10 protein-coding genes are annotated in these 12977 nt (G+C 41.3%); 9 read left to right on the top strand and 1 reads right to left on the bottom strand.

Annotation, left to right across the window (positions count from 1 at the left end):
- Positions 1 to 395: 395 nt before the first annotated feature.
- Complete coding sequence (locus ACFOHL_RS00050) at positions 396 to 1454, top strand: hypothetical protein (RefSeq protein ID WP_376918153.1); 1059 nt, start codon at positions 396 to 398, stop codon at positions 1452 to 1454.
- A gap of 77 nt (positions 1455 to 1531) precedes the next feature.
- Here the strand turns inward: ACFOHL_RS00050 and ACFOHL_RS00045 are convergent, their stop codons facing one another.
- Positions 1532 to 2443: a LysR family transcriptional regulator gene (locus ACFOHL_RS00045; protein ID WP_376918152.1), complete on the bottom strand. Its 912-nt coding sequence runs from the start codon at positions 2441 to 2443 to the stop codon at positions 1532 to 1534.
- A gap of 200 nt (positions 2444 to 2643) precedes the next feature.
- Here ACFOHL_RS00045 and katG point away from each other — a divergent pair, with 200 nt between their 5' ends.
- From katG to ACFOHL_RS00005, 8 genes are all read left to right on the top strand, one after another.
- On the top strand, positions 2644 to 4839 hold the full coding sequence (gene katG, locus ACFOHL_RS00040; RefSeq protein ID WP_376918151.1) for a catalase/peroxidase HPI: 2196 nt from the start codon (positions 2644 to 2646) through the stop codon (positions 4837 to 4839).
- A gap of 355 nt (positions 4840 to 5194) precedes the next feature.
- Positions 5195 to 5911 carry a glutathione S-transferase N-terminal domain-containing protein gene (locus ACFOHL_RS00035; RefSeq protein WP_376918150.1) on the top strand — a complete coding sequence of 239 codons (717 nt, stop codon included), beginning with the start codon at positions 5195 to 5197 and terminating at the stop codon, positions 5909 to 5911.
- Positions 5912 to 5938: 27 nt separating this feature from the next.
- Positions 5939 to 7654: an FAD-binding oxidoreductase gene (locus ACFOHL_RS00030; RefSeq protein ID WP_376918149.1), complete on the top strand. Its 1716-nt coding sequence runs from the start codon at positions 5939 to 5941 to the stop codon at positions 7652 to 7654.
- Positions 7655 to 7905: 251 nt separating this feature from the next.
- Positions 7906 to 8565 (top strand): carboxymuconolactone decarboxylase family protein, encoded by a 660-nt coding sequence (locus tag ACFOHL_RS00025; protein WP_376918148.1) that lies wholly within the window; start codon positions 7906 to 7908, stop codon positions 8563 to 8565.
- Positions 8566 to 8622: 57 nt separating this feature from the next.
- Positions 8623 to 9087, top strand: a complete 465-nt coding sequence (locus ACFOHL_RS00020) for a nuclear transport factor 2 family protein (protein WP_449188590.1) — start codon at positions 8623 to 8625, stop codon at positions 9085 to 9087.
- 43 nt (positions 9088 to 9130) lie between these two features.
- Complete coding sequence (locus ACFOHL_RS00015) at positions 9131 to 9775, top strand: glutathione S-transferase family protein (protein ID WP_376918146.1); 645 nt, start codon at positions 9131 to 9133, stop codon at positions 9773 to 9775.
- 54 nt (positions 9776 to 9829) lie between these two features.
- Entirely contained in the window at positions 9830 to 11860 is a 2031-nt protein-coding gene (locus ACFOHL_RS00010) for an FAD-binding oxidoreductase (RefSeq protein WP_376918145.1), read from the top strand.
- Between the two features lie 35 nt (positions 11861 to 11895).
- A complete protein-coding gene (locus ACFOHL_RS00005) occupies positions 11896 to 12858 on the top strand; it encodes an alpha/beta fold hydrolase (RefSeq protein ID WP_376918144.1) in 963 nt (320 codons plus the stop codon).
- The last annotated feature ends 119 nt before the right edge of the window (positions 12859 to 12977 follow it).

The following is a 12977-nucleotide window of genomic DNA, read 5'->3' as shown; positions in this document are numbered from 1 at the left end:
ATGACGGTCAAAAACTAGAGAAAGAAGTAGCTTAAAAACACGACAACTATGTTGACAAACGTCGGGTTGAGCTGCATTGAATAGTGAACTTCACTTAAGGTTTGTTCTCGATTCAACTCGATGTAAGCCTCTACCATTTGAAAAACTTATAATGTAAGCATTTTAATTATTGCATATTTAGCAACAATTAATTGCAGAAATCAACAATTAATTCGTTCACCGTCTCACATAGACTAACTAGAACGTAAGTTAGTATGTTTTTACTAAAGTTCAATGATATTGAAAACGTAAGACTCGCCGGCTAAGACCTTCAAAGCAGCGAGTGAGACGAAATAATTCGTTGAACTTACTCAACTGTGTTGTGAAATGGGAAAATATTCATGTCTATTAGCTGTTTGATTCGTTTAGCAAAAGGTGAAAAAGCCATGCCTGGGGCTCCAATAATTAATATTAGTAAAAACCAGCCACATTTGCCTCAGCATTACATTACTTACGAACACGATGTCGACAGCGTTAGAACACTATTAAGCAAGATAACCTTTGATGATGATGTTTTACTTTTTTCAGCAATTGATCATCAGGGACTATACATCCAGGTCGGAATCATTGGGCATGAAAATTATCGTAACCCCAACATAGATTATCCTCCTAAAATTGTGTACGGACGCAAATGGCGAATTGATAGTGATACGCCTACTGCGGAAATTATTCAAACCACAATGCTAGCTATTAAAAAGGTTATGGAACACGAAGTGCGTGAGTATCTAACTTTAAAAATTGAAAATCACAAAGTTCGCAGTACACCACTTAGTAGTCATCAGGATGTTGGTATGCTTCAAAAAGCAGCTAAATACGCTGTGGGTTTAGTAAAAAAGAGTCCAATAGTAAATCCAGAAAAAGAATTAACTCAACAGTTAAAAAACATCCAATTCGCTAACCACAATCTAGAGATAGAAAAGGTTATTCCCTTACCGGATGGACGCGCAGTTATTGATATAAAATTTATAGAACAAAAACTTTTGCGTAGCGAAAAAAGTTGTCAGCATCGCAGTACTCTTCCACTGGCGTACTGCGATAAACGCTTATCTGTCATTATTTACCTAAATGAAATAGACGGTTTAATGTATTCTTTAATTGATGAACTAGTTGCTTTAAGTGACCGGTACGTCGAAGAACATTTTGCTTTTGAAGGTTTTCATCGATTTAGTCGAAAATATTCACCGACTTGGCTTGCTCAACAGTCAATAAAAAGTCGGCCTTACAAGCAACATATGCAAGATAGAAGCTTCAAACACACTTTTGAAACCCTAAACTTTGAAACCGATAAACAAAGAAAGCCAGCAATAGGTAGGGGGACATTGGCAGATGTCAACCGCAAAAAACTATCTAAAATTGAAGGTTTGACAGGTCATTTACCAGATGACGTGGAGCCTATAATTTTGAGACGAGCCTAGCTCAATCCAAACAAAATGGAAAAAACAGAGTAACGCACTACCTTGATCTAGGCCAAAGATAACTCTTCGCTATCAAATTACTTCACTTCAGTATTGATAAAAGGGTTTGTTCTAAAACGCTCAACTGCCAAATCAATAAAAGAACGAACTTTCGCGTTGGCACGGCGCCCTTCAACGTGTACTACATGAACAGGCAATGGCTCTTCCTCATACCCTGTTAATACTGCTATTAGAGTCCCTTTTTCTAGCTCTTCACCAACCTGATACGACATCAAACGTGTAATTCCACGACCTTCAATAGCGGCTTTTAATGCGGCTGCGTTTTGATTGCACATTAATCTGGGATTCAATTTTATAAGTTCTTTTTTATCTCCATTTTGAAACTGCCACGTTAAAGTGTTTTCAAACGTTGTTGGAAAAATCAAGTTGTGATCTAATAAGTCTGTGGGTTTCTTGGGCAAATCACTTTTTTTAAAATAGCTAGGTGAACCACAAATAATGCGTCTAACAGTACCAACTTTTTTAGCATATAAGCTCGAGTCTTTTAGGTGTCCAATACGGATAGCAATGTCAAGTTCTTCCTCTAGCAAGCTAGTCACTCGGTCGTAAAACATTGCTTTGACACTAACCTCAGAATGAAGACTCAAATATTCGTTAACAACTGGCATCACATGTTGTTGACCAAAGAGAACTGGAGCAGTGATTGTCAAGATTCCCGATGGGGTACTATAAACCCCTTTCGCAATTGACTCAGCATCATCCAAATCTTCCAGTATGCGCTGTGTGTCTTTAAAAAAACGGGCCCCAGTCTCCGTTAAACGCACCAAACGTGTTGTTCGATTAAACAACTTAGTTCGTAAGCGGCCTTCTAATTCAGCAATTGCTCGGCTTGCCGCAGGTGCGGACATGCCTAAGTTTTCGGCTGCGATAGAAAAACTTTGATGCTTTGCTACTTCAATAAAAACCTTAATTGTTTGTAATTTATCCAAAAACTCACTCCGCCAGCACATCATTTAGAACTATTATTGCAATATAAACAAAAATAACTTCCAACATAAAGTAATAATTTTACAAATTTTTTCTGTTACTCTAAGTTTCTCAGAAGTGTGTGGCTAAGAATTAGTTTTTAATCAGCGTTCTAATAATAGTCGCTAATCTGCCACGCTTAATTTAATAAAAAGGAAAGCAAATGAGCGACCTAGATCAAACCCAGATTTCCAAATGTCCTGTAATGCATGGTAATCACCAAGGAAAACGCCCAACCATGAAAAACGAGCATTGGTGGCCTAACCAAGTGAACTTGAAGATTCTTCACCAGAATACCCAGGAATCCAATCCACTTGATGAAAAGTTTAATTATATCGAAGCTTTTAAGTCTCTGGACTTAGACGCCTTGATTGCCGATTTAAAAGCATTAATGACAGATTCACAAGACTGGTGGCCTGCCGACTATGGGCATTATGGCCCTTTCTTCGTGCGCATGGCTTGGCACAGTGCAGGCACCTATCGAACTGGTGATGGTCGAGGTGGCGCGGGTACGGGTAACCAACGCTTTGCACCAATTAATAGCTGGCCAGATAACGTCAACCTTGACAAGGCGCGTCGATTACTTTGGCCAATCAAGCAAAAATATGGTCAAGCAGTCTCTTGGGCCGATTTAATTATTCTTACCGGCACTGTTGCGCTCGAAACCATGGGTTTTAAAACTTTTGGTTTTGCCGGCGGTCGTGAAGACATATGGGAACCAGAAGAAGATATTTATTGGGGTCCTGAAGGTGAATGGCTCAATAATGAACGTTATAAAGCTGACCGTGAATTGGAAGGTAACTTGGCAGCGGTGCAAATGGGTTTGATTTACGTCAACCCAGAAGGTCCTGACGGTACCCCTAGTGCATTGGCTTCAGCGCATGATATTCGTGAAACATTTGCACGAATGGCCATGAACGATGAAGAAACTGTTGCTCTAATTGCTGGTGGTCATACCTTTGGTAAGGCTCACGGTGCCGGAGACGCATCTCACGTTGGTGCCGAGCCTGAAGGTGCAGCGCTTGAAGAGCAAGGTCTTGGTTGGACTAGCTCATACGGCAGTGGTAAGGGAGCCGACACAATTTCCAGTGGTTTGGAAGGTGCTTGGACAAATACTCCGACTCAATGGGACAATAGCTATTTCGATATTCTTTTAGGTTACGATTGGGATATTGTTAAGAGTCCAGCCGGAGCAATTCAATGGGTGCCCACAGATGCGTCAGCCGCTAACGTTCCCGATGCACACGGTAGTAGTGAAAAACATTTACCTATAATGTTCACCAGCGATATGGCATTACGCATGGATCCTGAGTACGCCAAGATATCTAAGCGCTTCCATCAAAATCCAGATCAATTTGCCGATGCTTTTGCTCGTGCCTGGTACAAATTAACGCATCGTGATATGGGTCCATACAGCAGAGGTTTGGGTAAGCTTGTACCTGCTGAACCACAACTTTGGCAAGATCCCGTTCCCGAAGTGGATCACGAATTAATCGATGAAGCTGACATTGCCCATTTGAAAACACAAATTCTAGCGACTGGTTTATCGGTGGGTCAACTGGTTAACGCAGCTTGGTCATCTGCATCAACTTTCCGTGGTAGCGATAAACGAGGCGGCGCAAACGGTGCACGCATTGCACTTGCTCCACAGAAAGACTGGGAAGTAAATAACCCTGCACAGTTGAAAGTTACTTTAGAAGCTTTGCGCAAGGTACAGGGCTCATTCAATAGTCAAGCAAGCAACAAAAAAGTGTCATTAGCGGATTTGATTGTGCTTGGTGGAGCTGCTGCTATAGAAAAAGCTGCCAAAGATGCAGGAAACTCAGTTAAGGTACCATTTCAGCCAGGTCGCACTGATGCAAGCCAGGATCAAACCGATATTCAGTCGGTTGCTGTACTCGAACCAATAGCTGACGGCTTTCGCAACTACATTTCACCTAAAACGAGTTTCAAACCTGGAGACTTATTGGTTGATCGCGCTCAGTTGCTTAACCTTACGGCGCCGGAGATGACTGTGCTAGTCGGTGGTTTACGGGTTCTTAATGCCAATGCGCATGGATCTAAAAATGGTGTTTTAACAAATAAACCAGAAACCTTAACTAACGACTTCTTTGTAAACTTGCTCGATATGCAAGTAAAATGGACAAAAACCGGTAACAATAGTTATCAAGGTAACGATCGTCACAACGGTCAAGCTATCTGGACAGCTACCGATGTTGACTTACTGTTTGGTTCTAACTCAATTTTGCGAGCAATTGCTGAAGTTTATGCCAGTGAAGATGCTAAACAGAAATTCGTTCACGATTTCATCGCAACTTGGAACAAAGTCATGAACGCAGACAGATTTGATTTAAAATAAACATTCTGGCTACGCTTTAATAAAGGCTTGCTGATTATCATCAAGCCTTTATTTAATGCGTTTTCACCGTAACAACTTCCCAAAACAACGCTGTTTTGCACGTCTTCCACAACTATAACAACACCTGAGTAAAACCGATTGTCGATTTTCATTATGCTTCAACTTTTCATAGCAATACGATATTTATGGACTCAGAATAAAAGACTTTTCCAGTAAAAATCACAGTTTTTCATATTTTTAGTAATATTTTCTGAATTAACCACTAAAATTAAAACGTCCAGCAAGAGAACGGTTGCGTAATCTCTATTTGTGGATAATATTGGTTCAAAACACACTTGTGTATAAGGCAATCAACATGACAAATCCCCCCCCTATCGAACTATTTTTTTGGCCGACACCAAATGGATACAAAATTTCTATTTTATTGGAGGAGCTTGGTGTTCCGTATAATGTAAATTTGGTTAACATAATTGAAGGCGATCAATTTAAAACCGAGTTTTTGGAGATATCTCCTAACGGCCGTATGCCTGCCATTGTTGATCCATTCGGGCCAGACGATTTGCCGATAACAGTATTTGAATCGGGCGCGATAATGTTTTATCTCGCAAACAAACATCAGAAGTTTTATCCACAGAGCGAAAGACAACGTACTGAGGTTAACGAATGGCTATTTTGGCAGATGTCTGGATTAGGTCCTATGGGGGGGCAAGCAATTCACTTCAGTGAATATTCAGCGGAAAAAATACCGTATGCTATTCAACGCTATGTGAGTGAATACAAACGTTTACTGAAAGTAATGGATGGGCGTCTAAAAAATCGCCAATTTCTTACCGATTCATATTCAATCGCGGATATGGCCTGCCTTGGTTGGGTAAAGGCTAGTGAAATATTGAAGGTGTCTTTGGAGCCCTATGAACATGTGTCGAGGTGGTTTAATCGATTAATATCAAGACCACAAGTTCAGGCAGGACTCAATGTTGCCCAAGAACTCCATGCTGAGAGAGAGCGGATTTTCACAGACAGTACAGCGCGTAAGAATCTTTTCGATAAAAATGGCCTTCCTTCTAACTAACAAAAAATCTTATCGCGGGGGTTATCTATGTCTGAAGAAAAATCGATAGTTCGAAAGGTTGAACAATATCACAGAGGTGAACTGGCCGCGCAAAATAAGGCGGGTACCCGCGGTGCTGCTGCTGAATTAGCTCGGGGTAAAGACTCCAAACTTTCCTTTTCGTCCGGTCACGATAGATTTATTGCGGCACAATCATTCGCCATCTTGGCCAGCGTAAACGTAAAAACATCTGAAATATGGGTAACACCATTGTTTGGTGAACGCGGTGATATTCAAGCCCAGACCGAAAATCAATTATCAATCGCGATGAGGTGTATTCCTCAAAATGATCCCATTAAAAAAATTGAAAACGGCGCCCATCTTTCACTCCTCTGTATCGACTTGAATAAACGTACTCGCCATAGAATAAATGGCATTGCAAATAATATTGATTCGAATAATGCAACACTTTCCCTCTGTATAAATGAGTATGCGCCTAATTGTCCTAAGTACATAAACCGCCGAAAGCTCATTAAAAAGAAAAACGAAATACCGGCCATCAACACCGACGCAAGACAAGTCCAACGCAACGAATTAACTCAAGCAGATTCTGAGTTTATTCAAACCATGGATACGTTGTGGATAGGGAGTTTTGCACCAGAAGGTGGAGCTGATTGCAATCACCGCGGAGGAAAACTGGGTTTTGTAAGAGTTGTCTCTCCAAATACTATCGAGTGGCCTGAGTATCGTGGAAACGGTATGTTTTTTACATCAGGTAATTTAGAGATCTGTAGCCGTGCAGGTGTAACACTACTGAATTTTGAAACAGGTGACATTCTTCAAATGACCGGAAACGCCATGGTTGATTGGGAACATGACGGCAGTTATGAAGGTGCGACGCGGAAGATAACATTTCATATAAAACAGATCATATACACAGAAAACGTTACTAATCATAGATGGGAAAGGTTAGATTATTCCCCTTATAATCCTGTGATATCGGGTGTCGAATCTGAGGTAGAAAACTCGGAATATCCCAAAACAGCTACGCTAGTTAAAATTGTCAGTGAATCTTCAAATATCAAAACCTTTCGCTTTATTGTAGCGGACCGGATTGCCTTCTTACCTGGTCAATACGCGACATTTGAGTTTTCAGGTATTCCCAACGGTTCGAAATCAGAAATTAGAACATGGACCCTTTCCGAGTCTCCAAATAGCATAATTGGGGACAATACTCTCGATATAACCGTTAAGCGTGTACCCAAAGGGCTTGTCACTAATTGGTTGCATGATAATGCACAAATTGGGTTACAAGTGAAATTAAACGGAATTCAGGGGGAACTCACAGCAATCAGCCTTGATGAAAAATACCATAAGCCATGTGTTCCAGAAAACTTATTACTAATAAGCGCGGGAATTGGTATCACACCAAACTTGGCGATGATTAGAGGCATTGGTGCGTTTTCACTTCAGGAGAGCTGCAACATTACTATGGTCCACGTTGATCGAACTGAATCTGACGTGATAAGGCTCGGCGAGTTAAAACGGCGAGCTAGTACATATCCAAACTTTACCTTAAATTTAGTTTTAACCGGTGAGCAAGGACGGTTAACCAAAGATGGGCTAGCAAGTCTAGTATCTAAACCTCAACACCAGAGCGCTTTTATTTGTGGACCCGCAGGATTTATGAACACAATGATTGAGTATTTAGTAACATTAGGCGTAAAACCCCAGAATATTCATACTGAAAGCTTCGACTTCTAAATTAATAAAAGTTTTTGCTTTTTGAAAGGGTGCCAAATTTTTACCGCTTGCGTGTATGAAAAAATACAACTAACTCACCTTTAAAACAAGTTGCATGCCTGAAGATGGATGAATTATTACTATTATTGAAAACCTCATCAATTTAACAACGGGCTTCAGCCTACGAAAGATAAGAAATTAGCAAAAAAGTAGTCAGTTTCTGAAAACCAATTTACTCACTCTCTATTAACAGGCGATCATAATTTCACTTTTTGGAATTATGTCTTTCAACTTTACGTAATTATTTTACAAAAGTGCTCAGCTATAGTGTCTTCAAGCTAAATTTTAAAACATTTTTATTACTCAAAGGAAAGACAACTATGTCACGTATCAATACACCAAAAACAATACAAGAAGCTCAATCAGCTTCCCAGCCGCTGTTAAAAACAGTTGAAAAGCAACTTGGCAGTATTCCAAATTTGTTTCGTATAACCAGCAATAGTCCACAAACGCTCGAAGGATATTTAGCGCTAAACGGGGCGCTTGCCAAAGGTACTTTACCTGCCGCTACAAGAGAGCGCATTGCGCTAGCGGTAGCCGAAATAAATGGCTGTAATTACTGCCTTGCAGCTCATAACTATTTGGGTCAGAACGTAGCGAAATTAAGCAAGCAAGAAATTTGTGTCAACCGACGAGGCAGCTCACTAGATTCAAAAGCCGCAGCTGCGGTTGAGTTTGCTGTAACGATTACTAAACAGCGAGGGCAGACTTCTAAAGCCGATTTCGATGCTGTTCGTGCAGCAGGTTATTCTGATGCAGAAATTATTGAGATTGTAGGACATGTTGCCTTAAACACACTAACAAACTATATAAATGAAACGCTGCAAACTGTGATTGATTTTCCGGCAGTAGATAATTTAATTGCAGCTTAAGCATTAACAGTGCTGTTTAGGCGGCATTATTTAATAACTGGATAATAAGGAATGAAAATGTCACGTCCTCCTCTACCCCCGTTTAATGAAGAAACGGCTAAACAGAAAATTCGCTTAGCTGAAGATGGCTGGAATAGCCGTGATCCTCAGCGAGTAGCACAAGCTTATACCGAAGACTGTCCTTGGCGTAATCGCGCAGAATTTATTCAAGGACGAGACCAAATTGAAGCATTACTCACACGCAAATGGACACGTGAGCTTGATTACCGTCTTGTCAAAGAGTTGTGGGCCTACACAGAAAACCGTATCGCAGTGCGTTTTGCCTATGAATTTCGCGATGATTCAGGGCAATGGCATCGTGCTTATGGAAACGAAAACTGGGAATTCAATGCAGATGGTCTAATGCAACGTCGCATAGCTAGTATCAATGAACATGTGATCGAAGAACAAGATCGCTTGTTTCATTGGCCATTAGGTAGACGACCCGACGATCACCCTAGTTTAACTGAGTTAGGCCTATAAGCTTATTGACCAACAATTTATACAACTTATTAAGGAAATTATCATGAATGCAAAATTCCCCGCTCAAAATGCGCCTGTAAAACTGTTCCGGGCCGCTCTGTCGGGCCACTGTCATCGAGTGGAACTGATGTTGTCGTTTTTGGATATTCCATACGAAACAATTGAACTGGATATGGCTAACGGAGCCCACAAAGCACCAGAGTATTTAAAAATAAGCCCTTTTGGTCAAGTTCCTGCAATTGATGATAACGGCATCACTTTGTCTGATTCTAACGCCATTATTACTTATTTAGAGAAAAAGTATAATGATGGTTATGAATGGTACCCTGAGGATCCTCTAAAAGCGGCAGAGGTACAGCGCTGGTTATCAGTGGCTGCCGGTGAGATTGCTTACGGGCCTTGTGCGGTTCGTCTTGTAAAAGTATTTGGCGTAGATTTGGATTATGACGTAGCCAAACAAAAAACTGACGCTTTATTTGCCGTGCTTGAACCCATTCTAACCACCCGTAATTACCTTGCAGGCGATACAATCACGTTGGCAGATGTAGCAGGTTACAGCTATGTTTCACACGTACCTGAGGGTGGTGTGAGTCTAGCACCCTATCCAGCAATCCGTGCATGGCTTGAACGTATTGAAGCACATCCGCGTTTCGTTGGTATGAAGCGAACACCAGTACCAACAGAATAAGTGTTATTGCATTTTTTAAGACAAAGTTTATTGCGGGCCATCCAGGAGTCGACCATGAAACAGCCATCTACATCTCAGTTTCACAATGCCGAAATTGCTGTGCAGGAACGCTTAGGCGTAGCTGACATGGTCGCTCGATACAGTGAAGGATTTATTCGTCCGGCAATGCCAGAACAACATCGTGACTTTTTTACTCAGTTACCCATGGTGGTGATTGGTGTTCCCGATAAGGACGGTTACCCATGGGCTATGCCGTTGCACGGCAAGCCTGGGTTTATTCAATCACCTGACGCAAAAACCCTGACAATTGCAACCACACCTGCGTTAACAAACGTACTCAAACTCGATTTTGCAGACAACAAAAAAATCGGTTTTCTTGGCATCGAACCGCATACCCGCCGTCGAAACCGCATGAATGGTGTACTTAAGTCTGTGAAACAAGATGGTTTTGCCATCAGTGTCGAACAAAGTTTTGGGAACTGTCCGCAATATATTCAAAAACGTCACTTAAATTGGGTTGAAGGCGACCATACACATTCAGAATTAGATTTCGATGCTTTATCACTAACCAAAACACTTACAGCAGCCAGTATTGATTTGCTCAACAACGCAGATACCTTTTATATTGCTTCTCGCACCAAAATTTTCTCAACAAATGAACGCTGCGGTATTGATGTATCCCACCGCGGTGGCAAGCCAGGCTTTGTAAAAATTGAAGGTAACTCCTTATACTTTCCTGATTTCAGTGGTAATCGTTTTTTTAATACTCTAGGTAATATTCACTCTGATGGTCGAGTGGGCTTATTCATTCCAGACTATAAAAGTGGTAGTACCTTATTCATTATCGGTTTTGCGAGAATTATCTGGGATGCTGACAGTGCTGCGGAATTCGAAGGTGCTGAGCGTATTGTATCTGTTGATATTCATCAAAGTCTTTATGTTGAACACTTTTTGGCCATGCGTGGTGAGCTTGAGGAGCTATCACCATCGTTACTCCATACTGGGACGTGGCCTTCTCAAGTGCAAACTACCACTAAAAGCAGCTATCAAACCGTGGAGATCATAGAAAAAGTTCCAGAAAGTCGTGACATCACCTCATTCTACTTTAAGTCGGTTGATGGTAGCGAAACAAGTACTTATCTTCCTGGTCAGTTTTTACCAATAAAGCTCCCAGAAAATAGCTCTGGGTTGCCTATATTACGTAGCTATACGCTGTCGCAGGCACCGAAGAAAAATAGCTATCGTATTTCCGTTAAGCGGGAAGAAAAAGGATTAGCATCACGTCGATTACACGACACTATGCAGATTGGCGATCGTTTGGAAATTGGTAAACCCGCTGGGCAATTTACATTGCAAAATAATGACCATACCGTTGTTATGTTATCGGGTGGGGTCGGTATTACGCCGATGATTGCTATGTTAGAAGGTTTGGCGCAGGACATTGAAAACGGTGCAAGCCCACGTAAAGTCTGGTTTGTGCATGGCACCCAAAACTCAGATACTTATGCCTTTTCGAAACAACTCAATACCCTCGCCAAACAACACCCTTGGTTACGTGTGTATAGAGTGTTTTCACAACCTAAGCCTAGCGACATATTGAGCACAGATTATGACTTTTCAGGTAGGATCACCATTGACTTACTAAAGCAGATATTACCCTTTGATCACTTTGACTTCTATCTTTGTGGCTCAGAGCCGTTTATGCGTAGTCTCTATACAGATTTAACTGCTACAGGAGTGATGAAAACTAATATTTTTTACGAATTTTTTGGTGAGGGTTCAATTGAAGAAAACCCCTCAAGCCCAACACCAACGGCAAAACAAGCTGAAATAGTTTTTACTAAAAGCAAAATTACTGCAACTTGGAAACCAGAAGATGGCACATTATTGGAGTTTGCCGAAAAACAAGGTTTACAGCCCATATACAGTTGTCGCACCGGTAATTGTGGTGTGTGTAGCTGTACAAAAACAACCGGTGCAGTGACGTACGACAAACCCACGAGCTATACACCGGACACGGGTGCCGTGTTAATTTGCAGTGCAAAACCTGCTGTCAACACAGATACCATCACCCTAGACCTATAACCAAGAAAATTCTTATTTATCAAAGGAAAAACACTGTGAAAACCTTTACAGCCGGTTTTGTAAAAACCAGTATTTTAATTGTACTTTTATTTAGCACGTTAATAAGTCACGCGCTTGAGTATCCAGAACGCGTTCGCTATGGCTTTGAAAAAGTCGACAACGTTGACATATTTTATCGCGACGCAGGTCGGCCCAACAGCAATAAACCCGCTTTAGTCTTACTACATGGCTTCCCCTCGTCTTCCCATCAATACAGGGAAGTGTTGGCAGCGCTAGGCGATGAATTTTATCTTATCGCTCCCGATTACCCTGGCTACGGTGATAGTAGCTTCCCTAGCAAGCAGGAATATACCTACACCTTTGACAATGTCGCCAACACTATCGATAAATTTTTGATTCAACGTGGTCTTGACCGTTACGTTTTAATGATTCAAGACTTCGGTGCGCCAGTCGGCTTGCGAATTGCCGCTAAACATCCTGAAAAAGTAGCGGGTCTTGTGGTTATGAACGGCAATGCTTACGAGGAAGGCATCAGCGAACAGGGCTGGGGAAAAGTGTTGGATTATTGGAAAAAAAGAACGCCTGAACTTGAAAAACATATTATAGACAATGTCTTTTCATTAGAAGCTTTCCGCTGGCAATACACCCATGGTACTCGTAATCCTGATGCCATCTTGCCCGACAACTGGAATCTAGACTACATGAAAATGTCGCGCCCAGGTCAACATGAAGTTCAATTAGATATGTTCTTTGATTACCAAAATAATTTGAAAAAATATCCCGAGTGGCAAGCATACCTGCGCAAGAACCAACCTCCCGTACTTCTTGTTTGGGGTAAAAATGATGCGTTCTTCCCTGTGGCAGGTGCTGAAGGTTACAAGCGTGATATCAAGAACATTGATTACAATATTCTTGATACTGGCCACTTCGCCCTAGAAGAAGAAGCACCTTTTATCATAAGTAAAATGCGCCAATTCATGCAAGACACTGTCAAATAGCATATAGGTAATACGATTAAACCAAAGCTGTAAGGTGTCAGTCAAAACAACTACACCTGATCTAGCTTGGCCTTCCAGGGCAGTAAGTCTTCGGTATTTTCGTTCCCCGCTATCATTTG

Origin of the sequence: Agaribacter flavus (assembly GCF_042646125.1) — a bacterium.
GTDB lineage: Bacteria > Pseudomonadota > Gammaproteobacteria > Enterobacterales > Alteromonadaceae > Glaciecola > Glaciecola flavus.
This window is presented reverse-complemented; position numbering and strand designations above follow the sequence as displayed.

Coding starts and splice junctions, on each gene's coding strand:
- ACFOHL_RS00035 (WP_376918150.1), top strand. CDS start 5,195: ATGACAAATCCCCCCCCTATCGAACTATTTTTTTGGCCGACACCAAAT.
- ACFOHL_RS00010 (WP_376918145.1), top strand. CDS start 9,830: ATGAAACAGCCATCTACATCTCAGTTTCACAATGCCGAAATTGCTGTG.
- ACFOHL_RS00020 (WP_449188590.1), top strand. CDS start 8,623: ATGTCACGTCCTCCTCTACCCCCGTTTAATGAAGAAACGGCTAAACAG.
- ACFOHL_RS00015 (WP_376918146.1), top strand. CDS start 9,131: ATGAATGCAAAATTCCCCGCTCAAAATGCGCCTGTAAAACTGTTCCGG.
- ACFOHL_RS00030 (WP_376918149.1), top strand. CDS start 5,939: ATGTCTGAAGAAAAATCGATAGTTCGAAAGGTTGAACAATATCACAGA.
- katG (WP_376918151.1), top strand. CDS start 2,644: ATGAGCGACCTAGATCAAACCCAGATTTCCAAATGTCCTGTAATGCAT.